At 65.9% G+C, this 23225-nt stretch carries 27 protein-coding genes; 7 read left to right on the top strand and 20 right to left on the bottom strand.

What is annotated here, in order from left to right; genetic code table 11:
* Nucleotides 1-64 precede the first annotated feature (64 nt).
* Nucleotides 65-694 carry a carbonic anhydrase gene (locus AC5Y21_RS05715; RefSeq protein WP_499910304.1) on the bottom strand — a complete coding sequence of 210 codons (630 nt, stop codon included), beginning with the start codon at nt 692-694 and terminating at the stop codon, nt 65-67.
* Here AC5Y21_RS05715 and AC5Y21_RS05710 point away from each other — a divergent pair.
* The 4 genes from AC5Y21_RS05710 (at nt 693) to AC5Y21_RS05695 (ending at nt 2826) form a co-directional block, all read left to right on the top strand.
* Nucleotides 693-1604, top strand: coding sequence for an iron-sulfur binding domain-containing protein (locus AC5Y21_RS05710; RefSeq protein ID WP_499910302.1), 912 nt, complete (start codon nt 693-695; stop codon nt 1602-1604). The genes AC5Y21_RS05715 and AC5Y21_RS05710 overlap by 2 nt on opposite strands.
* Nucleotides 1605-1648: 44 nt before the next feature.
* Complete coding sequence (locus AC5Y21_RS05705; RefSeq protein ID WP_499910300.1) at nt 1649-1906, top strand: type II toxin-antitoxin system Phd/YefM family antitoxin; 258 nt, start codon at nt 1649-1651, stop codon at nt 1904-1906.
* Nucleotides 1903-2295: a type II toxin-antitoxin system VapC family toxin gene (locus AC5Y21_RS05700; RefSeq protein ID WP_499910298.1), complete on the top strand. Its 393-nt coding sequence runs from the start codon at nt 1903-1905 to the stop codon at nt 2293-2295. Before AC5Y21_RS05705 ends, AC5Y21_RS05700 begins: the two co-directional genes overlap by 4 nt.
* Before the next feature lie 72 nt (nt 2296-2367).
* Entirely contained in the window at nt 2368-2826 is a 459-nt protein-coding gene (locus tag AC5Y21_RS05695) for a DUF2834 domain-containing protein (RefSeq protein WP_499910296.1), read from the top strand.
* Nucleotides 2827-2962: 136 nt separating this feature from the next.
* Here AC5Y21_RS05695 and AC5Y21_RS05690 read toward each other — a convergent pair whose 3' ends face one another.
* A complete protein-coding gene (locus AC5Y21_RS05690) occupies nt 2963-3721 on the bottom strand; it encodes an alpha/beta fold hydrolase (protein ID WP_499910295.1) in 759 nt (252 codons plus the stop codon).
* Nucleotides 3722-3779: 58 nt separating this feature from the next.
* Here AC5Y21_RS05690 and mhuD point away from each other — a divergent pair, with 58 nt between their 5' ends.
* Together mhuD and AC5Y21_RS05680 are read left to right on the top strand one after the other, a co-directional pair.
* Nucleotides 3780-4100: a mycobilin-forming heme oxygenase MhuD gene (gene mhuD / locus AC5Y21_RS05685; protein ID WP_499910294.1), complete on the top strand. Its 321-nt coding sequence runs from the start codon at nt 3780-3782 to the stop codon at nt 4098-4100.
* A complete protein-coding gene (locus AC5Y21_RS05680; RefSeq protein WP_499910292.1) occupies nt 4075-5439 on the top strand; it encodes a serine hydrolase in 1365 nt (454 codons plus the stop codon). The genes mhuD and AC5Y21_RS05680 overlap by 26 nt, the downstream gene beginning before the upstream one ends.
* 4 nt (nt 5440-5443) lie before the next feature.
* Here AC5Y21_RS05680 and AC5Y21_RS05675 read toward each other — a convergent pair whose 3' ends face one another.
* The 17 genes from AC5Y21_RS05675 to ftsH form a co-directional block, all read right to left on the bottom strand.
* Nucleotides 5444-5995, bottom strand: coding sequence for a histidine phosphatase family protein (locus AC5Y21_RS05675; protein WP_499910291.1), 552 nt, complete (start codon nt 5993-5995; stop codon nt 5444-5446).
* Nucleotides 5992-6807 (bottom strand): CbtA family protein, encoded by an 816-nt coding sequence (locus tag AC5Y21_RS05670; RefSeq protein WP_499910289.1) that lies wholly within the window; start codon nt 6805-6807, stop codon nt 5992-5994. Before AC5Y21_RS05670 ends, AC5Y21_RS05675 begins: the two co-directional genes overlap by 4 nt.
* A gap of 9 nt (nt 6808-6816) precedes the next feature.
* Nucleotides 6817-7044, bottom strand: a complete 228-nt coding sequence (locus tag AC5Y21_RS05665; protein WP_499910288.1) for a CbtB domain-containing protein — start codon at nt 7042-7044, stop codon at nt 6817-6819.
* A 221-nt stretch (nt 7045-7265) separates the two neighbouring features.
* Entirely contained in the window at nt 7266-9794 is a 2529-nt protein-coding gene (clpC1, locus tag AC5Y21_RS05660) for an ATP-dependent protease ATP-binding subunit ClpC (protein WP_499910287.1), read from the bottom strand.
* A gap of 303 nt (nt 9795-10097) precedes the next feature.
* Nucleotides 10098-10436, bottom strand: a complete 339-nt coding sequence (lsr2, locus tag AC5Y21_RS05655) for a histone-like nucleoid-structuring protein Lsr2 (protein WP_499910285.1) — start codon at nt 10434-10436, stop codon at nt 10098-10100.
* A 113-nt stretch (nt 10437-10549) separates the two neighbouring features.
* Nucleotides 10550-12085 (bottom strand): lysine--tRNA ligase, encoded by a 1536-nt coding sequence (lysS, locus tag AC5Y21_RS05650; RefSeq protein WP_499910283.1) that lies wholly within the window; start codon nt 12083-12085, stop codon nt 10550-10552.
* A 339-nt stretch (nt 12086-12424) separates the two neighbouring features.
* Nucleotides 12425-13249 (bottom strand): type III pantothenate kinase, encoded by an 825-nt coding sequence (locus AC5Y21_RS05645; RefSeq protein ID WP_499910281.1) that lies wholly within the window; start codon nt 13247-13249, stop codon nt 12425-12427.
* Nucleotides 13250-13251: 2 nt separating this feature from the next.
* On the bottom strand, nt 13252-13671 hold the full coding sequence (gene panD / locus AC5Y21_RS05640) for an aspartate 1-decarboxylase (protein ID WP_499910279.1): 420 nt from the start codon (nt 13669-13671) through the stop codon (nt 13252-13254).
* Nucleotides 13671-14603, bottom strand: coding sequence for a pantoate--beta-alanine ligase (gene panC / locus AC5Y21_RS05635; RefSeq protein ID WP_499910277.1), 933 nt, complete (start codon nt 14601-14603; stop codon nt 13671-13673). The genes panD and panC overlap by 1 nt, the downstream gene beginning before the upstream one ends.
* Nucleotides 14600-15508, bottom strand: a complete 909-nt coding sequence (locus AC5Y21_RS05630) for a Rossmann-like and DUF2520 domain-containing protein (RefSeq protein WP_499910275.1) — start codon at nt 15506-15508, stop codon at nt 14600-14602. Before AC5Y21_RS05630 ends, panC begins: the two co-directional genes overlap by 4 nt.
* A 108-nt stretch (nt 15509-15616) precedes the next feature.
* The gene (locus AC5Y21_RS05625) at nt 15617-16936 is read right to left on the bottom strand and encodes a DUF6779 domain-containing protein (RefSeq protein WP_499910273.1); all 1320 of its coding nucleotides are present in this window, start codon (nt 16934-16936) and stop codon (nt 15617-15619) included.
* A gap of 146 nt (nt 16937-17082) precedes the next feature.
* A complete protein-coding gene (locus AC5Y21_RS05620; RefSeq protein ID WP_499910271.1) occupies nt 17083-17559 on the bottom strand; it encodes a DUF3180 domain-containing protein in 477 nt (158 codons plus the stop codon).
* Entirely contained in the window at nt 17559-18083 is a 525-nt protein-coding gene (gene folK, locus AC5Y21_RS05615) for a 2-amino-4-hydroxy-6-hydroxymethyldihydropteridine diphosphokinase (RefSeq protein ID WP_499910269.1), read from the bottom strand. Before folK ends, AC5Y21_RS05620 begins: the two co-directional genes overlap by 1 nt.
* Before the next feature lie 188 nt (nt 18084-18271).
* Nucleotides 18272-18673, bottom strand: a complete 402-nt coding sequence (gene folB / locus AC5Y21_RS05610) for a dihydroneopterin aldolase (protein WP_499910267.1) — start codon at nt 18671-18673, stop codon at nt 18272-18274.
* A complete protein-coding gene (folP, locus tag AC5Y21_RS05605; RefSeq protein WP_499910265.1) occupies nt 18666-19496 on the bottom strand; it encodes a dihydropteroate synthase in 831 nt (276 codons plus the stop codon). Before folP ends, folB begins: the two co-directional genes overlap by 8 nt.
* A 21-nt stretch (nt 19497-19517) precedes the next feature.
* On the bottom strand, nt 19518-20126 hold the full coding sequence (folE, locus tag AC5Y21_RS05600) for a GTP cyclohydrolase I FolE (protein ID WP_499910263.1): 609 nt from the start codon (nt 20124-20126) through the stop codon (nt 19518-19520).
* 17 nt (nt 20127-20143) lie between these two features.
* The gene (ftsH, locus tag AC5Y21_RS05595; RefSeq protein WP_499910261.1) at nt 20144-22477 is read right to left on the bottom strand and encodes an ATP-dependent zinc metalloprotease FtsH; all 2334 of its coding nucleotides are present in this window, start codon (nt 22475-22477) and stop codon (nt 20144-20146) included.
* 69 nt (nt 22478-22546) lie between these two features.
* On the opposite strand from ftsH, the gene AC5Y21_RS05590 reads away from it, so the two are divergent.
* Nucleotides 22547-22708 (top strand): hypothetical protein, encoded by a 162-nt coding sequence (locus AC5Y21_RS05590; protein WP_499910259.1) that lies wholly within the window; start codon nt 22547-22549, stop codon nt 22706-22708.
* Nucleotides 22709-22757: 49 nt separating this feature from the next.
* On the opposite strand, the gene AC5Y21_RS05585 is transcribed toward AC5Y21_RS05590, so the two are convergent.
* On the bottom strand, nt 22758-23171 hold the full coding sequence (locus AC5Y21_RS05585) for a VOC family protein (protein ID WP_499910257.1): 414 nt from the start codon (nt 23169-23171) through the stop codon (nt 22758-22760).
* Between the last annotated feature and the right edge of the window lie 54 nt (nt 23172-23225).

Genomic DNA, 23225 nt, shown 5'->3' with positions numbered 1-23225 from the left:
GGTGGTGGCACCGTGCCGCGGGCCCGTTTTCGGCGTCGTGAAGGAGCGGTTGGGCCCCGCAAATTCAGTTCTGCGGCTCGTCTCCGATATCACCCACGTGATGGACTAATACGGCCCGCCCCTCGGCAAGGCGATACGTGACGCCCGCTATTGCGAGGGTGCCGGCCGCCACACGGTCCGCGATGACCGTCGAACGCTCCATGAGCTGCGCGGCCGTCTCGCGTACATGTCGCTCCTCGAACTCGTCAACGCGGGTCAGCCCGTCGCGCCGGCCCAACAGAATCGTCGTGACGACCCGCTCCACTAGGTCCCGCACAAAACCGGCTTGTATGTCACCGTCATCGAGCGCGCTCAGGGCAGCTTTGACGGCACCGCAGCTGTCATGGCCGAGAATCACGATCAGCGGCACATCGAGGACTGCCACCGCGTACTCGATGGATCCCAGGACCGCCGCATCGATCGCCTGACCGGCCGTGCGCACCACGAACGTGTCGCCCAGACCCTGGTCGAAGATCAGCTCGGCGGCCACCCGACTGTCCGCACAGCCGAAGATCACCGCCGTCGGCTTTTGACCGGCGGCCAGACTGGCCCGGTGCTCGATGCTCTGGCTGGGATGCTGTGGCTTGCCGGCAACGAATCGCTCGTTACCCTCTTTGAGTGCTTTCCACGCGGTTACCGGATTGGTGTTGGGCATGGCCCACATTCTGCCGGAATCCGCGGTGACCGTCCCGGAACACATACCAGTCACCAATCTTCTGGACTGGTATGACCGGTCGCGGCGCGATCTACCGTGGCGCGATCCAGGTGTAAGCGCATGGCAAATCCTGGTCAGCGAGTTCATGTTGCAGCAGACGCCGGTGGCCCGGGTGCTGCCGATCTGGACGGAGTGGGTGCGCCGCTGGCCCACACCGTCGGCCACCGCCGCGGCCAGCGCCGCCGATGTGCTGCGCGCCTGGGGCAAGCTCGGCTATCCGCGGCGGGCCAAGCGCCTGCACGAGTGCGCCACGGTGATTGCCCGCGATCACGACGATGTGGTTCCCGACGACGTCGACATCTTGCTGACGTTGCCCGGCGTCGGTAGCTACACCGCACGGGCCGTGGCGTGCTTCGCCTACCGCCAACCGGTGCCGGTGGTCGACACCAACGTGCGCCGCGTGGTGGCCCGGGCTCTTCATGGACGCGCTGACGCGGGTGCGCCGTCGGCAGTCCGTGACCACGCCGACGTTTCCGCACTGCTACCGGATAGTGAAGCGGCGCCGAAGTTTTCGGTGGCATTGATGGAACTGGGCGCTACCGTGTGCACGGCTCGCGCGCCCCGGTGCGGATTGTGTCCGGTAGCCGAGTGCGCATGGCGGCGCGCCGGTTATCCCTCCGCGACCGGTCCCGCCCGCCGCGTTCAGACCTATGCAGGAACCGACCGCCAGGTGCGTGGGCGGCTGCTAGACGTGTTGCGCGCCAAGGATTCTCCGGTCACCCGCGCCGAGCTGGACCTGGCTTGGCTCACCGACACCGCCCAGCGCGACCGGGCGCTGTTTTCGCTGCTGGACGACGGCCTGGTGACGCAGACTCACGACGGCCGGTTTGCGTTGGCCGGCGAGGAGTAAAACTGGATCGCCAGCACGCCGGGTCGCCCGGCTAGACTAAGTCCATGACTAAGTCCATGACTAAGTCCACCGCTATCAGAGTCGGTGTTCACGAAGCAAAGACAAGAATGTCGGAGCTGCTCCGGCTCGTCGACAGTGGCCAGGAGGTCGAGATAGCTCGCGGGGGTGAGCCCGTGGCAAAGCTTGTGCCTTACTCTTCCCGCGCGGCACGCCGCCTCGGGATCGACCACGGCGTGTATACCGTGCCCGACGATTTCGACGCTCCGTTGCCAGACGATGTTCTCGAAACCTTCTATCGGTGACGCGCTACCTCATCGACACTCATGTCTGGCTGTGGATGCAGTCGGAGCCTGACCGGCTACGCGACGAAACACGTGCAATCGTTCAAGAGGTCCGTAACACCATTCTGTTCTCGGCCGCCAGTGCTTGGGAGATCGCGATCAAGTATCGGCTCGGCAAGCTTGCGTTGCCTGAAGCACCGGCCTCGTATGTGCCCGATCGCATGCGCCGCTCCGGAACGTCTGCGCTGCCGGTCGACCATGCACACGTGCTAAGGACCGCCGAACTTCCGGATCACCATAGGGATCCATTCGACCGTGTCCTCGTTGCCCAAGCACAGCTGCTCGACCTGACTATTGTCACCGCGGACGACCAGCTGTCTGCCTATGATGTCGCGATCATCGCCGCTTGAATGTGGTGAATTGTCGACACGATTCGGGTCGAACCCCACCAGCCGGCGTTGGCGTTCCCCTAGCGTGTGTCCATGACAACGACCGAGACGGTTCAACCCGCATCGATGCCCCTCACCCGCAAAGTGTTGTGCGCTGTGTACGCACTGATCGCGCTCCTGGCGCTTGTTGCGACTTGGAGCCAGACCGTCGCTTACACACACAGCGGCGCCGCCTTCTTCGGCACCTTCTGGCAGGACACCAAGGTCAATGCTGCGTCGCGCAACATCACCGCCGACGCTCTGATGCTCAGCATGTCCGTCGTCATCCTCATGGTTGTCGAAGCCAGGAAGTACGGAGTGCGATTCGTCTGGCTCTATGTTGTCGGCGGAGTCTTCGTCGCCATCAGTGTGACGTTTCCGCTCTTCCTTGTCGCTCGCGAGATTCGGATCGGCGCTGCAGAAGCTCCGCGCCTTCGCCCGTTCGATGTGGTCCTGCTGGCGGTGTCCGGCGCTGGGGCTCTAGCCCTGACTACCTGGGTCGACATGGGCTGAATTTGCCCTCAAGTGTCTTTAGGCGAATCGGTGCCATAATCTACAGATAACGCTTTGTGCTTCAACAACTTTGGCAGCATTAGGGTTGAAGCTCTCCGGCCGTCGGGCGACATCGCAGTGACCTTCCGCGCAGCGTCTACCTGGCCGCCAAGAAGGATTCCACTGCCTGCCGGTACACCTGCGGCGCCTCGTCGTGCAGCAGGTGACCAGCTTCTGGAACACGCAAATACGTTGTCGGACAGTCGGCTTTAGCCATCTCAGCCATCTGGCCGGGCGGAGTGACAGAGTTGCCGGCCTCGAGGAGCAGCGCCGGCACCCGCACCGCCAGCCACTGCTTCCAATAGTCGCGGGTGCCCCATTCGGCGGCGATTTCGATCCAGCGCGACGTGTGACCGTGCAGCCGCCAGCCGGCGGCGGTGCGGTCGAAGGCTTCCAGGAAGTACTGGCCGGCGATGTCCCCGAATTCAGCGAATACTTCTTGCTCAGAACGGAATTCGACTGGCAAGGCATGGAGCCAGGGCTCCCACGGGCCGGTGGTGCGGCCGCGGAAGTCCGGCGCCATGTCCTCGATTACCAGCTTCGAAACCAGCTCGGGACGCTCGGCTGTCAGGCACCACGAGTGCAGGGCGCCCATCGAATGCCCGATCATCCTGGCCGGCACCCCCAGCGAGGCCACCGCGTCACCCAGATCGGTTACGAACCGTTCGGTGCTGATCGGGTGAGAGTCGGACACGTCCCGGCCCCGGTGCCACAGCGCGTCGTAGGTGTACACGGTGCCGAGCCGGCTGAGCCACGGTATTTGACGCGACCAGGTAGTGCCCCGGCCCATCAGTCCATGCACCAACACCAGCGGCTCACCGTGTCCGCCGTGGCGGGTCAACAGGTCGCTGGGCATACCACCATCTTGCGTGACCTGTTCTTCAGTCCGACCGGCGGCACGGTAGCCTAGCGACATGCCGCCAGTGGTGAAGATCAACGCTATAGAAGTACCTGCCGACGCTGGCCCCGAACTGGAGAAGCGATTCGCCCACCGCGCACATGCGGTCGAAAATTCTCCCGGCTTCCTCGGCTTCCAGCTGTTACGCCCGGTCAAGGGTGAAGACCGCTATTTCGTGGTGACGCACTGGGAGTCCGATGAAGCTTTCCAGGCGTGGGCTACCGGGCCCGCCATCGAAGCGCACGCCGGTCACCGGGCCAACCCGGTGGCGACGGGCGCCTCGTTGCTGGAATTCGAGGTTGTGCTGGACGTTGCCGGATCCGGTCAGGCGGGGTAGCCGCCGCCGGGTGGGACATCGCGCGACGGTGCTGTGCGCCGCCGCCGCATTGGTCGCGACTCTGGCGCCGGGTTGTGCCCCTTCCCCTGCCCCCCCTGCGAATGCGGCGGACCCAGGTCGGCAGATCGACACCAGGACTCCACCTGGTCTGCGGGCACAGCAGACCCTGGACATGCTCAACTCGGACTGGCCCATCGGACCCGACGGGGTCAGAACTCTCGCCGCCAAGAAACAGGTCGAGTCGGTCCAGACCACCATGGAGAGGCTCTGGTGGGATCGCCCCTTCACCTTCGACGGCGTTGACATTAGTGCCAGCGCCGCCACCCTGCACCTGATCTCCTCGTACGGCGCACGCCAGGACATCCGGATCCACACCGACGACGCCAGGTGGGTGGACGGGTTTGCCGTCGACACGCAGCCACCCTCGATCAAGACATGGCCCGACGTCGACGCGGTGCTGAGCAGGACCGGCGCGCGCTACTCATATCAGGTCGCCAAAGTCAACGACGGTCAGTGTGAGCGGGTAGCCGGCGTCAACACCAGCGAATCTCTGCCGCTGGCATCGATTTTCAAGTTGTACGTGCTGCATGCGCTGGCGCAGGCAGTCAGGAACGGGACAGTCTCCTGGAACGATCAGCTGACCGTCACCGACAAGAGCAAAGCTGTGGGCTCGACCATGGAATTGGCCGTCGGGGAGCAGATTTCGGTTCGCACGGCCGCCGAGAAGATGATCGCCACCAGCGACAACATGGCCACCGACTTGCTGATCGAAAGAATGGGCAGCCGAGCCATCGAGCGTGCGCTGGTCACCGCCGGCCACCACGACCCCGCCAGCATGACACCGTTCCCCACCATGTACGAGCTGTTCTCCGTCGGCTGGGGGCAACCGGATCTGCGTGGCCAATGGAAGCAGGCGTCCTCGCCGCAGGTCCGGGCCTCACTGCTGCAACAGGCGAATGCCACTCCCTACCAACCTGATCCAACCCGCGCGCACATCCCGGCATCGATGTACAACGCGGAGTGGTATGGCAGCGCCGAGGACATCTGCCGGCTCCACGCGACGCTGCAGGCCGACGCGGTGGGCAAGGCCGCACCGGTCAGAAATATCCTGGCCGCCGTGTCGGGTATCCAGCTGGATCACAATGACTGGCCGTACATCGGTGCGAAAGCCGGCGGCCTGCCGGGCGACCTGACCTTCAGCTGGTACGCCGTCGACAAGACGCATCAGCCGTGGGTGGTCAGCTTTCAGCTGAACTGGCCACGCGAACACGGGCCGACGGCGACCGGCTGGATGTTGCAGGTGGCCAAGCAGGTCTTCGCTCTGGTGACCCCCCAGTAGCGGGCTACAGCCGCAGCGTCCAGCATTGGTCGCGGAAGTGCAGGACGGTGCGGCTCAGCGGCGCAATGTCAATGCGCCAGAACGATTTCGGCGGGGCCTCCACGGCCAGCAGAAGCGCTGCCCGGATCACCGCGGGGTGCGTAACCGCGACTGTCGGTGATGCGTTGTCCGTCAGCGCCTGAAGCCAAGTGGCCACCCGATCGATCAGTTCGACGATCGACTCGCCGCCGTGCGGCTTTTCAGCCGGATCGGTCAACCATGTTCGCAGGTCGTCAAGCGGGAGGCGGTCGAGCGCCTCGCCACGCCACCGTCCGCAATCAAGGTCGGCCAACAGCGGCTCGCTGGTGGCCTTCAGGCCCAACAACTGCGCGGTCTGAAGGGCACGTCGCTCAGGTCCGGCAAGGACGCGAGCACCATCCCGAATATAAAGGCTGCCTACGGCGTTGACTTGCCTGCGCCCCGTGTCGTTGAGCGGCTCGTCGGCGGGGAAGCGTCCGGCCGCCATCGCATCGGTCATCCCGTGCGACACCAACGTCAGCCGGATGACCTCACTCACGCCCCGATACTCGATGCCCGTCCGCTCTCGGCCCGCCCATCCAGCAGCCGGGCTGCGAGCATCGCGAAGACCAGGCCGATGGACACCCACAGCACGAGCTGTGTAGCCAGCGCAACCAATCTGAATTCGTAGAGAACGTCGGCGGGGAAGCCGGGATAGATGATCGCACCCGAGGCGTTGCGCAGCGGTTCGGGCGTCTCGTGCACCGTCGGCAGCAGAGCGAGGACGACGGTGATGACCAGGGCATAGGATCCCGTCGCGAGCAGGCCGGCATTCCACAGGCCGCCGAACAGCGCCGCGAGCCGTCGGGCCAGCCACACCGCAACGGCCGCCAGCACGACCGAGGCCAGCACCGCCGCCAGATACCACCCGGTGCGTGCCGCGACGGTATCTGACTGGCCCACGGCAGGCGGATTGGGTGGGTACTTCACGAACGGCACCAGGTATACCGTGACGAACGCCGCAGCGGCCAGCCGCAACGAAAACAGCCGTGGCGCAGCGTCTCTCATAGAACCCCCCGCATCTCCGGTGCGCCCGTAGATCAGGCAGAACGCCACCGCGAAAAGTGCGCCCATGGCAACACCGAAAGCCAGCACTCCGAAGCCCAATCCGGCGTTGGATTGCACACCGCGGCTGAACAACTCAGCGCCGTGCTCGTGCACTCCCTGGGCATTCTCGGCTTCTGTTCGACCGTTCTCGTAGGCGATTGCGCGGCCGATCGCGGGCTCTGCGCACAGCCGGGCGAATACGAAGGCCAGTACCGCCGCGACCGCGCCCGCCAGCAGGCCGCGTGCGATCAGACGCTTCTCCACGCTATTGCGTCAGTGGCAGGGAAATCCGAGTAAATGCCGTGCGTCGTGCACGAATTCGTGCACATGCGAGTCACTGCCGAACAGCGACACCGCTCCCTGGTCGATGCCGACGAAGTACAGCGTCAACAGTGCCAGGAAGGCGGTTGCCGCCAACCAGAGCGCTGCACTTGCCGCCGACAGATCAACCGATGCGATCCTGGTGCCGGCCGTCTCAGAATTGCCCGCCGTGTTGGCCACTGTGACTCCTTCTGGGATGTCGCGTCCCGCGTGGGTGTTGGTGACGAGCTTCGGGTCTGACTTTGGCAGTGGCGCGACCGTTCTGGGATTTCACCAGATTCCGATGCTCATCAAACAACTGACAACGACTGACAGTCTAGACCGCGGGCCGTTGCAGCCGCGCGAGCATGTGCAAAAGCCCCCCACTTCGGCACGAAATGGGGGGCTGTTGCAGCTAGTCGCTAGTCGGGGCGGCTGTGCGCTCCGGCCTTCGCCAGGTCAGGCTCGGCCGGCGGCTTGCGGGTTCCGGTGAACGTGAACGCCGCGTCGTCGCCGGCGCCTTCGCCGTCCCAGTTATCCACGTCGACCGTGACGATCTGTCCCGGTCCGACCTCCTCGAAGAGAATCTTCTCGGACAACTGGTCCTCGATCTCGCGCTGGATGGTGCGCCGCAGCGGCCGCGCGCCCAGCACTGGATCGAAGCCGCGCTTGGCCAGCAGCGACTTGGCCTTGTCGGTCAGCTCGAGGGCCATATCCTTGCTCTTGAGCTGGCCGGCAACCCGGCCGATCATCAGGTCGACCATCCGGATGATCTCGTCGCGGGTCAGCTGGTGGAAGACGATGACTTCGTCGATGCGGTTGAGGAACTCCGGCCGGAAGTGCTTCTTGAGCTCGTCGTTGACCTTTTGCTTCATCCGCTCGTAGTCGTTTTCCCCACCGCCCTGGGTAAAGCCCAGGCCGACCGGTTTCGAGATGTCGGAGGTACCGAGGTTAGAGGTGAAAATCAGCACCGTGTTCTTGAAGTCCACGGTGCGGCCCTGCCCGTCGGTGAGCCTGCCGTCCTCGAGAACCTGCAACAGGCTGTTGTAGATCTCCTGGTGGGCCTTCTCGATCTCGTCGAACAGCACCACGCTGAACGGCTTGCGCCGCACCTTCTCGGTGAGCTGGCCGCCCTCCTCGTAGCCGACATATCCAGGCGGTGCACCGAAGAGCCGCGACGCGGTGAACCGGTCGTGGAACTCGCCCATGTCGATCTGGATGAGCGCGTCGTCGTCACCGAAGAGGAAGTTCGCCAGCGCCTTGGACAGCTCGGTCTTACCGACGCCGGACGGGCCGGCGAAGATGAACGATCCCGACGGTCGCTTGGGGTCCTTCAGACCGGCGCGGGTGCGGCGGATAGCCTTGGACACGGCCTTGACTGCGTCCTCCTGGCCGATGATCCGCTTGTGCAGCTCATCCTCCATGCGCAGCAGCCGGGTGGTCTCGGCCTCGGTGAGCTTGAACACCGGAATACCGGTCCAGTTACCCAGCACCTCGGCGATCTCGTTGTCGTCGACCTCGGCGACCACGTCGAGATCGCCTGAACGCCACTGCTTTTCGCGTTCGGCGCGTTGCGCAACCAGCTGCTTCTCGCGATCGCGGAGGCTGGCTGCTTTCTCGAAGTCCTGGGCGTCGATAGCCGATTCCTTCTCCCGGCGGGCCTCGGCGATCTTCTCGTCGAACTCACGCAGGTCTGGCGGCGCGGTCATGCGGCGGATCCGCATCCGGGCGCCCGCCTCGTCGATCAGGTCGATCGCCTTGTCCGGCAGGAACCGGTCGTTGATGTAGCGATCGGCCAGCGTTGCCGCGGCCACTATCGCCGAATCGCTGATAGACACCCGGTGGTGTGCCTCGTAGCGGTCCCGCAGACCCTTGAGGATCTCGATGGTGTGCTCCACCGTCGGCTCCCCCACCTGCACCGGCTGGAAGCGGCGCTCCAGCGCGGCGTCCTTCTCGATGTACTTGCGGTACTCGTCGAGCGTGGTGGCACCGATCGTCTGCAGCTCACCACGGGCCAGCTTGGGCTTCAGAATGCTTGCCGCGTCGATCGCGCCCTCGGCGGCACCCGCGCCCACCAGGGTGTGCAGCTCGTCGATGAACAGGATGATGTCGCCGCGGGTGTTGATTTCCTTGAGCACCTTCTTCAGGCGTTCCTCGAAGTCACCGCGATAGCGCGAACCTGCGACCAGCGATCCCAGGTCCAGGGTGTAGAGCTGTTTGTCTTTCAGCGTCTCGGGGACCTCACCGTGCACGATCGCCTGGGCAAGCCCTTCGACCACGGCCGTCTTGCCGACGCCTGGCTCACCGATCAGCACCGGGTTGTTCTTGGTGCGCCGGGAGAGGACCTGCATCACCCGCTCGATTTCCTTCTCGCGGCCGATAACGGGGTCCAGCTTGCCTTCCATCGCGGCGGCCGTGAGGTTACGACCGAACTGGTCGAGCACCAGCGAAGTGGACGGGCTGCCCGACTCGCCGCCACGACCACCGGTGCCGGCCTCGGCGGCTTCTTTGCCCTGGTAGCCGCTCAACAGCTGAATCACCTGCTGGCGCACCCGGGTCAGCTCCGCGCCCAGCTTCACCAGGACCTGGGCGGCCACACCCTCTCCCTCGCGGATGAGGCCAAGCAAAATGTGCTCGGTGCCGATGTAGTTGTGGCCGAGTTGCAGCGCCTCGCGCAGGCTCAGCTCGAGAACCTTCTTGGCACGCGGGGTGAACGGGATGTGCCCTGACGGCGCCTGCTGTCCCTGGCCGATGATCTCCTCGACCTGACTGCGAACGCCCTCCAGCGAAATTCCCAGCGACTCCAGCGACTTCGCAGCGACGCCTTCGCCTTCGTGGATCAAACCCAACAAGATGTGCTCGGTGCCGATGTAGTTGTGGTTGAGCATCCGGGCCTCTTCTTGCGCCAGGACGACCACCCTGCGGGCACGGTCGGTAAATCGTTCGAACATCGGTCGGCTACCTGCTCTCCCTCACCAGCGGTACAACATCCATTACGGCCCCGTAGTGGCCCCTGCAGTCCGTGGGGCCGGAATCGCGTACCTGCTGTCCACTGTAATGGTCGGCCTGCCAGGGTTCCTAACCTTGGCGGTTCTGCGAAACTCCGGAGGAACCCCGAGAACGAAGCCGTACCTACAGGAACGAGGAAAACCGCAGAAACGTTTCCCTTCGCGCCTAATAGTTCGCCGGCAGCGAAAGTGGCAAACGACAGACGCCCAGGCCGTTATGGCCCGGGCGTCGGTACGTCGTGCTCGTTAGGTCGCCGCGTGGAACGCGTCGATGACGTCGGCTGGGATACGGCCGCGAGTCGACACGTTGTGGCCATTGCGACGGGCCCAATCCCGGATCGCCGCGCTCTGCTCGCGGTCGATCGCGCCACGGCCCCGACCCGAGCCGGAACGCCCGCGCCGCCGTCCACCAACGCGGCGGCCGGCTGCCACCCATTGCTTCAGGTCATTGCGAAGTTTTGCGGCATTCTTGGAAGAAAGATCAATCTCATAGGTCACCCCGTCAAGCCCGAATTCGACCGTTTCGTCGGCGGAGCCCGCACCATCGAAATCATCAACCAAGGTGACGGTCACTTTTTTCGCCATCGGCTTACCCTCACGTTTCTTCCTGTGCAGTTACTGTGCAGTTCGGATAGACTCCCCGTCATCAATCTGCCATAAGAGTGCGAAATACTCAATCCGGACACAAGTCGCATAGTTCAGTTGGAGTGTGGCCGCACAATCGGGAACAAAACCGTATCCCGAATTGACAGACCGGTCAAAGACATCAACAACCGATCGATACCCATTCCGGTTCCCGTACAAGGTGGCATCGCGTACTCCAACGCAGCGAGAAAATCTTCGTCAAGTGCCATCGCCTCGTCGTCACCGGCGGCCGCCGCTCGGGCTTGCTCGACGAATCGCTCACGCTGCACAACCGGATCGGTCAATTCGGAGTAACCCGTGGCCAGTTCGACGCCGCGCAAGTAGAGATCCCACTTCTCGGTGACCCCCGCGATGCTGCGATGCTGTCGCGTCAATGGCGTTGTCTCGACAGGGAAGTCCTTGACAAATGTGGGTGCCGTCAGGCTCTTGCCTACCGAGTGCTCCCATAGTTCCTCGACGAGCTTGCCGTGGCCATAGCCACGGTTTCGGGGAACCTCGACACCAAGTTGGTCCACAATGGCCCATAGCCGATCGACGGTGGTCTGCGGTGTGATCTCTTCGCCGAGCGCCGCCGAGAGGGACGGATACATTTGTATAGAATCCCATTCTCCATCTATGTCATAGACGCTCCCATCGGGCAGTGGAAGTTGTCTGGTCCCGATAGCTTCGTCGGCTACCTCTTGAATAAGCTCGCGGGTTACGACTGCGGAATCGTCATAGGTTCCATAGCTCTGGTACGTCTCGAGCATGGAAAATTCCGGCGAATGCGTGGAATCGGCTCCTTCGTTTCGGAACACACGATTAAGTTCGAAGACCTTGTCGAAACCACCGACGACGCAGCGCTTGAGGAACAGTTCCGGCGCGATCCTCAGGTAGAGATCGATGTCCAGCGCATTGGAATGTGTGATGAACGGGCGCGCCGCCGCCCCGCCGGCCAGTGTCTGCAACATCGGCGTCTCGACTTCGAGGAAGCCGCGCCGTTCCAGCGCATTCCTAATGGCGCGGACAACCGCGATACGTTGACGGGCGACCGTGCGCGCTTGCGGGCGAACAATCAAGTCCACGTAGCGCTGGCGTACCTGTGACTCTTCGCTCATCTCCTTGTGCGCGACAGGCAGCGGCCGCAGCGATTTGGACGCCATCTGCCAGGAATCGGCCAGAACGGACAATTCGCCACGTCGCGAGCTGATCACGTTGCCGTGGACGTAGACGATGTCACCCAGATCGACGTCGGCCTTCCAATCGTCCAGGGATTTCTGGCCGACCTTGTCGAGGCTGATCATCACCTGTAGCTGGGTGCCGTCGCCGTCCTGAAGTGTCGCAAAACACAGTTTCCCGGAATTGCGCGCGAATATGACCCGGCCCGCGACGCCAACGACGTCGTCGGTCGCCGTGTCGGTGGGCAGATCGGGGTAAGCGGCGCGAATCTCAGCCAGGGTGTGGGTGCGTCCCACCTCGACCGGGTAGGCCTCACGCCCTTCCGCCAACAGATGAGCGCGCTTGTCGCGACGGATCCGCAGCTGCTCGGGAATGTCTGCTCCGGTATCTGGGCCTGAGCTCACGACGTGCCAGCTTAAATCAACTCGCATTAAATGGCCGCTCGTGGGCATCGAGCCTGCGCTGACGGCGTTGGGGGTGGGCTTGCGGCGTTGGGGGCGGGCTTGCGGCGTCGGGGGGTTGCGGCGTCGGGTGTGGGGCGCTGCCGCGTTCGCTGTGAATTGACGGCGTCCGCTGTGAAGTGATGGCGTTGAGCGTGAACTGGCGGCGTTCGGTGTGACTGTGGGGCGAGGATCATGGCGATTTTTCACCCTGGGCTCACGCGCGACGCCCTGCATTCACGCCCGACGCCCTGGGCTCACGCCCAACGCCCTGCATTCACCCTCGACGCCCTGGGCTCACCCGCAACGCCCTGGGCTCACCCACAACACTTAGCGGGCCGTCTTCAACCGGCCGCGTTGGGCGTCTCTGTTGCGCTCGAAGACAAGGCGCAGGCCATGCAGGGTCAGGTGCTGGTCGTAGTGGTTGACGGTATGCAGCTCGGGCAGCAACAGCGGCGCGGTGTGCCCGGTCGTCACCACGGCGACCTGATCGCCCAGGTCACCGGAAAAGCCGTCGACGTCCTCGCGGATGCGTGTGATCAACCCGTCGACCAGCCCAGCGAAGCCGAATACCGCGCCGGCTTGCATACATTCGACGGTGTTCTTGCCAACCACCGAGCGGGGGCGGGCCAATTCGACGTTGAGCAGTGCGGCGGACCGGGCCGCGGCGGCATCCGATGAAACCTGCACGCCGGGTGCGATGGCCCCGCCGAGGAATTCACCCTTGGCCGAGACCAGATCTACGCAGATCGAAGATCCGAAGTCGACGACGATAGCGGCCTTGCCGAACTTGTGAAAAGCCGCCAGGCAGTTGACGATTCGGTCGGCGCCCACTTGTTTCGGATTGTCGACCAGCAGCGGGATGCCGGTACGTATCCCCGGCTCGATCAGCACATGCGGCACCGAAGGCCAGTACTGGTCGAGCATCACGCGCACCTCGTGCAGCACCGACGGGACAGTGGACAGCGCCGCCGCGCCGGTGAGCTGCTCGGAGTCGTCGCCGATCAGCCCGTCGATGGTCAGCGCCAACTCATCGGCGGTGACTTCCGGCTCGGTGCGAATCCGCCACTGCTGCAGGACCTTTGCGTGCTCCTTAGCTCCGGTCAGCAGCCCGACGACAGTGTGCGTGTTGCGGACGTCGATCGCCAGCAGCACGGCTACCGCACACCGATCCGGGGATTCAACAGCTCCGCCGCGTCCGGAGGCACGAAAGCGGGATCATGTCCGAGGTCGATCGGCTTGTTGCTGGCGTCGACGAATACAATTCGCGGCTGGTAGGCACGCGCCTCGGCATCCTCCATGGTTCCGTAGGCGATCAATATCACCAGATCACCCGGGTGTACGAGATGCGCTGCGGCGCCGTTGATTCCGATCACCCCGCTGCCGCGCTCACCGGTGATGGCGTAGGTGACGAGTCGCGCGCCATTATCGATGTCGACGATGGTCACCTGTTCGCCCTCGAGTAGGTCCGCGGCATCCATCAAGTCGGCGTCGATGGTGACCGAGCCGACGTAGTGCAGGTCGGCCTGCGTCACCGTGGCGCGGTGAATCTTCGATTTCAGCATCGTGCGTAACATCAGTTCCTCCAACGTGATTCGTCCGGCCCAGTGGTGCCGGCGAGTGTTCCCATCTCTCCGATTTCTACGGCGATGTTGTCCAGCAGTCTGGTAGTCCCCAGCCGCGCGGCGACCAGCAGCCGGCCCGCTCCGCGGGCGGGAGCAGGACCGAGGTCGGTATCGCGCAGTTCCAGGTAGTCGACCTCGAGCGCGGGCACAGCGTCGAGTACCGAACGAGCCGCGTCGAGCGCGGCGTGTGTACCTGCCGGCGCGGCATTCATTCCGGCCAGCAACGCCGCAGAAAGCGTCCCGGCCAGCTCCCGCTGCTCAGAGTCCAGGTAGCGGTTGCGCGACGACATCGCCAGCCCGTCGGCTTCCCGCATGGTCGGCACTCCAACCACCGCGACGCCAAGGTTCAAGTCGGCGGCCATCTGCCGAATCAGCACCAGCTGCTGATAGTCCTTCTCGCCGAAGAACACCCGGTCCGGACGCACGATCTGCAGCAACTTCAGCACGACGGTCAGCACGCCGCTGAAATGGGTCGGCCGCGGCCCACCCTCGAGTTCGGCGGCCAGCGGACCGGGCTGCACGGTGGTGCGCAGACCATCGGGATACATCGCCGCGGCCGTCGGCGCGAACACCATCTCGACGCCTTCGCCGCGTAGCAACGCCAGGTCGGTGTCGAGTGTCCGGGGGTAGGCGTCGAGGTCTTCGCCGGCGCCGAACTGCAGCGGGTTGACGAAGATGGACACCACCACCACCGAGCCCGGCACCAGTTTGGCGGCGCGAACCAGAGACAGGTGCCCGTCGTGCAATGCGCCCATGGTGGGCACCAGCATGACCCGGCGGCCGGTATGCCGCAGTGCGCGGCTGACGCCGGTGACATCGCGCGGCGTCGAGTACACGTTGAGTTCACCGGGCTTGAACGCGGGCGGTCGAACGGTCCTTGTCATGCGGTCAGCACCTCGACAACGTCCCCCGGGGCATGCGCCCGCCGGGCGGTCCGCAGCGCGTTCACCCGATACGCCTCTGCCAGCTGTGGGTCGACCCCGTCCAGGGCGGCCAAATGCCCGGCGACAGCGGCGGCGTCGCCGCGGGCGACGGGTCCGGTGAGCGCGGCCTGGCCGCGTTGCAGGGTGTTCTCCAGCGCTGCCCGGGCCAGCGGTCCGACGATGCGTTCGGCGATGCCGCCCGGCTGATCGTCGACGCTTTGTTGTCCGAGCAACTCGCTACCCCGCAGGGCGGCACGCAACGCCTCGAGCGCATCGGCCAGCACCGTCACGACGTGGTTGCTGGCATGGGCCAGGGCGGCGTGATAGAGAACACGGGCGTCCTCGCGGACGCAGAACGGCTCGCCGCCCATCTCCAGCACCAGCGACTGCGCGATCGCATGCCCGACGTCGTCGGCCGCGGTAATCCCGAAGCAGGTGTCCGGCAATCGGCTGATGTCCTCGTCGGAGCCGGTGAACGTCATGGCGGGGTGAATGGCCAGCGGTATGCAGCCGGGGGTCAGTGGCGCGAGAATCTCTATCCCGTTGGCGCCGGAGGTGTGCGCGACGATCGTCCCCGGCCGCACCGCCGACGTGGCGGCCAAGCCGGACACCAGGCCGGCCAGTTCACTGTCGGGAACCGCCAGCAGCAGTAGCTCGGCACTGGCGGCGACGTCCGGCGGCGGAAGCACCCGAGTATCGGGCAGCCGGCGCTGCGCCCGCAGCCGCGACGCCTGGGAGATGGCGCTGCATGCCACGACGACGTGGTCGGCGCGCTCCAGCGCGACACCGAGCGCGGTGCCCACCCGTCCGGCCGAGATGATTCCCACCTTGAGCCTGGCTGGGCGCAAACCGTCGAACTGCACCATCGCAGCGACCTCACACGTTTATGGTTTCGTTCCGGTCCCTCATTTGGGCGAGCCAGGGTACCGGACGGTCAGGACAGATCTTAGTCGATAACTGGCGCAGGACCCAGTTCAGTCACCGCGGCGACGACGGCGGCCGCCTCCGGTCGGCTCGACCTGTAACCGCGCCAACAGGTCGGCGACCGACTGACCACCCGTCGGCGGGCCATCGTTGTCTCCACCTGCCAGCGGGTCCGCCCCGCGGTGCCGGGGGGCCGGCTCGGGAGGCGGTGGCGGCGCCAGGCGCGGCGGAGGGGGCCCGGCGGTAGGCGGCGGCGCGTATACGGGCGGCGCGGCCGGGGGCGGTTGCGCGGCCGGAGGCGGCGGCGCGGGTTCGCTCATGCCTGAGCCCGGGCTGCCAAAACCCCCGGTGCTCGGGTCGTACTGTTCTGCCGAATGGCGCGACCGTGCCCGGCGACCCGATTCCTCGTAGGACCGGACCGGCTCGGGTGGCATGGGTGCCCCACCGGAAAACTCCTCCGTACCGGAATGTCGGGCGCGACGGCGGCCCGACGGCGGTGCAGGTGGCGACGCGGCAGGGTCGGCGCCCACCCAGTTGCTGGCCGGCGCCCCGGGCGGTAGCCACTGTCCCTCGGCCGCGACCGGCTGCCAATCCTGCTGCGGTTGCGCTTGCGGCTCTGGTTGCGGCGGTGGCGGCGGCTGACGAGGCTCGAAACGCGGCTCCGGGCGTGGTGGCGCGGGCTCGTAATGCGGCCTGAAGTCCTCCCGCGGTGGTGCCGCAGGCCGGGGCGGCACCAGCGGCTCCTCGGGCACGTCGATGATCGATGCCTCGTCGGGGCGGGCGGCCATGGTGTCCTGGTTGTCGTGGCGGATCGACGTAACCCGGTCGCTGGTTACCCAGTCGACGGGTGAGCTTTCGCCATTGCGGCTCCAGTCGCCGTAGGCACCTGCGGCCTCCGTGTCGCGTAGCTGCGTGTTCTCCAGCGCCCGCCGATCCTCGAGGTCGGTGTCGAACAAGATCTCCAGGTTGCTTCGCAGCGCAGCCAGTTCCGCCCGCAGCGCCGCCACGTCGTCGGCGGCCTGGGCACGCAGCTCGCTGGCCAGCTCACGCCGCAGCTGCGACTCCACGGTCAGCTCGTACTCTCGACGTGCCGAGATCTCCCGGTCCAGCTGCAGGTCATAGACCAACTTCAGGTCGCGCACCCGTGATTGGTCCGCATCGCTTTGGCGGCGGTAAAGCACCGACACGAAGGCACCGGCAACTGCGGCCCACAGCGCCAGGATCACAGCGAGCTTGAGAAGTTCCACGCGATTGGTGAAAACCAGTGCGGAACTGGCCCCCATTGCGAGGACCAGCGACGCGGTCAAGAGCACCCACCCCGGCCTGCGGCCGCCGCGCCGGGTCCGGGCGCCGCGGGACAGAACGGTCATGGCCGTACTGTACCTGGGCGAGGTCAAACCGCGTGTCGCGCGAGTCCGGCGATTCTCACCGCGCCGACTTCGGCGAGCAGACGCAAAAGCTCCCGACACGCCGTACGCGGAGGAGCTTTTGCGTCTGCTCGGCCCGCATAGCCCGGTTAGCCTTCCGCGCCTTCGCCGTGCTCGGGCGGATCCTGCGGAGACTTGCAGCAATGCTGCAACCACAGGGCGGCGACCACCAAAACCAGCGCGCTCACGGCCGCTACCACGGCGCCCGGGGTGTCCTCGGCGGCGGCCCGCAGCCAGGACCGCCGCGGCAGTAGATACACCAGCACCGCGACCCACCAACCCAGCACCAGCGCGCCCACCCAGGCCGATGCCTTGGCGATCACCACGCTGCGTGCCACGGAAAGTGGATGCAGCCAACCGGGACCGTCGCCGATCTCGCCGTCGCTGATCTTGGCCCGCACGTAGCGGGCCCACAATGCCTCGGCAACACCCACCACCAGCAGCGACGACCCCGTCCACACCGTGATCGGCGGAAACCAGCGGTACAGCAGCATCACCAGTAGGTAACCCAGCACCGCAGCGCTGATCACCGCGGCCGTGAGGTCACGTCTCCTGGTCGGTCCCATCAGCGCAGCGCCAGTCCCGTCAACCGAACACCGTCCCGGTCGTCCGGCTCGAGCTCGGCCAGCAACCGCACGACGGGCGTCGGTCCCGCGGCGACGGTCAGCTGCGCGTCGGGCTCGACGTCGAGCCACGGGATCATCACGAAGGCGCGCAGGTGGGCCAGCGGATGCGGCAGCGTCAGGTTGTTCTCCCGGGAGATCACCTCTACCTGGCCCGCCGCACCGCTGTCATAGCAGGCGATCAGGTCGACGTCGAGGGTGCGCGGACCCCAGCGCTCCCCGCGAATCCGGCCCGCTGCCCGTTCGAGCTCCTGGGCTCGGCGCAGCCACCCCGGCCCGTCACACGCCGGGTCGTCGGCAATCAGCACCGCGTTGAGGAACGCCCCCTGATCCACCCGACCCCAGGGAGCCGTCTCGTAGACCGGCGAGACCGCAAGCACGGACTCGCCGAGCGCGTCCCGGACCGACTGCAGCCGTGCCAACCGGTCGCCCAGGTTGGAACCGATCGACAGCACCACCCGGGTCATGTGCGCCGCTCCTCCTCATCGCTTCTCTCTGCATCGTCGCCGGCGCGGGTCATGTGCGCCGCTCCTCCTCATCGCTTCTCTCTGCATCGTCGCCGGCGCGGGTCATGTGCGCCGCTCCTCCTCATCGCTTCGTCCCCCTCGCCGCTGCGCGGCTGGGGGCTCCCCCACCGCATCGTCGCCGGCGCAGGTCATACGGCCCCGCCCGCAGGAATCACCGAGCCGCGTCCGCCGCGCCGCGACCGCCGCACCACCACGGCCACATCGGTGAACTGCCGCGGAATGGGGGCCTGCGGCTTGTGCACCACGACCTCGACGGCGTGCACGCGCTGGTCGTCCATCACCTTCTCGGCGATCTGGGCCCCGACCGTTTCGATCAGCTTTCGCGGCGGTCCGGCCACCACGCCGGCCGCCAGCTCGGCCAGCGCCCCGTAGTCGTAGGTGTCGGCCAGGTCGTCGCTCGCGGCGGCGTCGACCAGGTCGATCCACACCGTGATATCGACGACGAAGTCCTGCCCGCTCGCGCGTTCGTGCTCGAAGACTCCGTGGCGGCCATGCACTGTCAAGCCGCGCAATTCGATTCGGTCAGCCATCGCTTCCAGCCAGCTCAGTGTTCGTCGGGGTGTCGGTCCAGGCCCGGACAACCTTGAGGGCGTCGGCGGTGGCTTGCACGTCGTGCACCCGCACACCCCAGGCCCCGTGCAGGGCGGCCAATGCGGAAATCACTGCGGTCGCCGTCTCACGCCCGTCCGGCGGTCGCAGCACCCCGTCCGGACCGGCCAACAGCTTGCCGAGGAACCGCTTGCGCGACGCACCCAGCAGCACCGGAATACCGGTGGCCACCAACTCCGGCAAGGCCCGCAGCAGAGCCCAATTGTGTTGTCCCGTCTTGGCGAAGCCGAGCCCGGGATCGATGATCAGCTTTGCCGGATCGACGCCCGCGGCAACCGCGTCGTCGACGCCGGCGAGCAACTCGGCGCGCACTTCGGCCACCACGTCACGGTAGTGCGGAGCCTCGTGGGGACGGTCGGCCGACATCGGTCGCCAGTGCATCAGCACCCATGGCACGCCGGCTTCGGCCACCAGCGGAGCCATCCCGGGATCGGCCCGACCACCGGACACGTCGTTGACGATCCGCGCGCCGCTCTGCAGCGCCGCCCGCGCCACATCGGCGTGCATGGTGTCGATGCTGACGGTAATTCCTTGCGCTGCAAGCTCTTTGACTACGGGGACGACACGGGACGCCTCGACGCGTGGATCGACGCGAGCGGCTCCGGGGCGGGTCGACTCGCCGCCGACGTCAACAATCCCCGCGCCGTCGGCGGCCAGTGCCAGACCGTGCTTAACGGCGTCCTCAGCGTCGAGGTAACGCCCGCCATCCGAGAACGAGTCGTCGGTGACGTTCAGAACCCCCATAACCTGCACAGGCGCGCCGACTCACTTACGCAGGATGAGGTCGAGCGCTTCGGCTCGAGACGCGGCACAGGTCTTGAACTGACCACGCACTGCCGACGTCGTCGTGATGGCGCCGGGCTTGCGGACGCCGCGCATCGCCATGCACAGGTGCTCGGCTTCGACGACGACGATGACCCCGCTCGGATTGAGGTTTCGTACCAGTGCGTCGGCAATCTGGCTGGTTAGCCGCTCCTGCACCTGGGGCCGTTTGGCGTAGAGGTCCACCAGCCGGGCGATCTTCGACAGGCCGGTCACCTTGCCGTCCTCACCGGGGATGTAGCCGACGTGGGCCACGCCGTGGAAGGACACCAGGTGGTGTTCGCAGGTGGAGTACAGCGGAATCTCTTTGACGATCACCAGCTCATCGTGGTCTTCGTCGAACGTGGTGTTCAGCACCGTGTCTGGGTCGGTGTAGAGGCCGGCGAACATCTCGCGGTAGGCGCGGGCGACCCGGGCCGGGGTCTCCTGCAGGCCATTTCGTTCCGGATCCTCGCCGATCGCATACAGCAGCTCGCGGATCGCGGCCTCGGCACGTGACTGATCGAAGGCCCGTATGCGCCTGGGTGCGGGGCGAGAATCCGGCAGCGCCATCGAATCTCCTCCGTGGGTCAGCCGTGGGCCGGCGGGTTCGACCGGCTCACGTCCTCGTCTTCGTCAGGGGACTTCTCGGCATCCGGAGTGGGCTGATCCGGCGGTGGATAGGGCGAGTAGGACGGTTGGGTCTGGCCGGGGTAGCTCGGCGCCGGTTGCCAATTGGGCGGTGGCGATCCCGGCGGGTACCAGCCTCCACCCCGCTGTTGGGGCGGCCATCCCGGCGCGTGCCAGCCGGCCGGGGCGCCGTAGTCGGGCTGGGTGGGGCCGTTCGGCGGTGTGCCCTGCCCGTAGCCGTCGTTGCCGCCGTGCGAACCATTGCCGCTGCCCGTCGCGTCCGCGCCCGACTGCGCGACCTGCGCCTCGGCGGCTTCGCTGGCACGTGCGATGGCTGCCTTGAAGGCGGGCTCCGGCACGGGCGGCGGCCATGGCTCGCCGCGCTCGATCGCCAGCTCGCCGGGTGTCTTGATGGGCGGCTTGTCCGACGGGACCCGGCCGCCGAAGTCGTCGAACATGGTGAGCCGCGGCCGCTTTTCCACGTCGCCGAAGATCGCCTCCAGCTCAGGGCGGTGCAGCGTTTCCTTTTCCAGCAGCTCACCGGCCAATGTGTCGAGCACGTCGCGGTATTCGGTGAGGATCTCCCACGCTTCGGTGTGCGCAGCCTCGATGAGCTTGCGCACCTCCTCGTCGATCTCGCGGGCGACCTCGTGTGAGTAGTCCGACTGCGTGCCCATCGAGCGGCCCAGGAACGGGTCACCGTGTTCGGTGCCGTACTTGACCGCGCCAAGCCGCGCGCTCATGCCGTACTCGGTGACCATCGCGCGCGCCACCTTGGTGGCCTGTTCGATGTCCGAAACCGCGCCGGTCGTCGGCTCCCGGAATACCAGCTCCTCGGCCGCGCGCCCGCCCATCGCGAAGACCAGCTGGGCGATCATCTCCGAGCGGGTCCGTAGGCCTTTGTCCTCCTCCGGCACCGCAACCGCATGGCCGCCGGTGCGTCCGCGGGCCAGGATCGTCACCTTGTAGACCGGATCGATGTCGGGCATCGCCCACGCCGCCAGGGTGTGCCCGCCCTCGTGGTAGGCGGTGATCTTCTTTTCCTGCTCGCTAATGATCCGACCCTTGCGGCGGGGCCCGCCGATCACCCGGTCCACCGCTTCTTCCAGGGCGGGGCCGGTGATGACGGTGCCGTTCTCCCGGGCGGTCAACAGCGCCGCCTCGTTGATGACGTTGGCCAGGTCGGCGCCGGTCATGCCGACGGTCCGCTTGGCCAGTCCGTCCAGGTCGGCATCGGGGGCCATCGGCTTGCCCTTGGAGTGCACCCGCAACACCGCACGACGGCCGGCCAGGTCGGGGTTGGACACCGGGATCTGCCGGTCGAAGCGGCCGGGTCGTAGCAGCGCCGGGTCCAGGATGTCGGGCCGGTTGGTAGCCGCGATAAGAATCACGCCGGCACGATCGCCGAAACCGTCCATTTCGACGAGCAGCTGGTTGAGGGTCTGCTCGCGTTCGTCGTGACCGCCGCCGAGGCCGGCGCCGCGCTGGCGACCGACGGCGTCGATCTCGTCGACGAAAATGATGCACGGGCTGTTCTGCTTGGCCTGTTCGAAGAGGTCACGTACCCGCGAGGCACCGACGCCGACGAACATCTCGACGAAATCGGAGCCGGAGATGGTGAAGAAGGGAACACCCGCCTCGCCCGCTACGGCGCGGGCCAGCAGCGTCTTGCCGGTTCCGGGCGGCCCGTAGAGCAGCACGCCCTTGGGAATCTTGGCGCCCAGGGCCTGATACCGCGACGGGTTCTGCAGGAAGTCCTTGATTTCGTAGAGCTCCTCGACCGCCTCGTCCACGCCGGCCACGTCGGCGAATGTGGTCTTGGGCATGTCCTTATTGAGCATCTTGGCGCGCGATTTGCCGAAGCCGAAGCCCATCCGCGCGCCACCCTGTACACGGGAGAAGAACACGAACACGGCGACCAGCAACAGCAGCGGAACCACGTAGACCAGCAGCTCGCCCAGGATGCTGCCCTGGTTAACGACGGTGCTGACTTTTGCGTCCTTGGCGTTAAGCGCTTTGAACAGGTCGACGGCGTATCCGGTGGGGTATTTGGTGATGATCTTGTCGGAATTATCGGTGTCGCCGTTGCCCTTTTTCAGGGTCAACCGCAGCTGCTGCTCGCGATCGTCGATCTGCGCGCTCTTGACGTTGTCCTTATTGATCTGGGCCATCGCCACCGAGGTGTCGACGGGTTTGTAACCGCGAGTGTCGTCGCTGAAGTAAAAGAACGACCAACCGAGCACCACCACGACAGCGATTGCCGTAATGGTGCGGAGTACGTTTTTCCGGTTCATCAATCATCGGCCTTGTCGGCCAGTTTCCTTCCCCGATTCACGCAGCTGGAAAAGTCCAGGTTACCGCTCGTGGTGATCGCCAGCTCCGGCAGAGCCGGGGCGCAGCGGGTCGCCACCGCCGTTCCCGTGGTGATCGCCAGCTCCGGCAGAGCCGGGGCGCAGCGGGTCGCCAGCTTTCGTCTACATAACGACCGACAGTTCCCGGTGTTGGCGCTGCGCCCACGCAGATGAAGTACGAGTGGCGCCCGCCGCCAGCGCAGACTTAACGCGGGTTGACGCATTACTCGTAATAGCGGGCCTCGACCACATTGCCGTCCGGGTCGGGGAAGTAGTAGCCCTGCGGCGCCCATCCCCTGGCTCCAAAGCTGTGGTTCAGCCGCGCGCCGGTATCCACGCCTACGGCCTGCAGACGCTGATCCAGGGCGTCGTACTCGGCCTTGGACATTGCGAGGCAGACGTGATTGACCGGATGGCCCGCGCTGCCCCCGACCCTCGTCATCGACTCCGTACCGCCAGCGTTTTCCGTCGGTATCAGGTCGATGATGGAGTCCTCGCACACCCGCACGCTCGGGAATGGCGCCTCTCCGGCTTCGAACTCGGCAAAACGCACCGGTGTTAGCCCGACCACCGTCGAGTAAAAGTCCATCGCTGCCCGTGGATCCTTCGTCCACAGAACAATGTGGTCCAATCGCATGCATAAATTATGCTGCCCGGCGCACCAGCCCTTCTCAGCCCGGTGCCGTTGTGA

Source organism: Mycobacterium sp. NGS41, assembly GCF_059812725.1.
The sequence above is the reverse complement of the archived record's forward strand: the minus strand, read 5'-3'. Positions and strand labels throughout refer to the sequence as shown.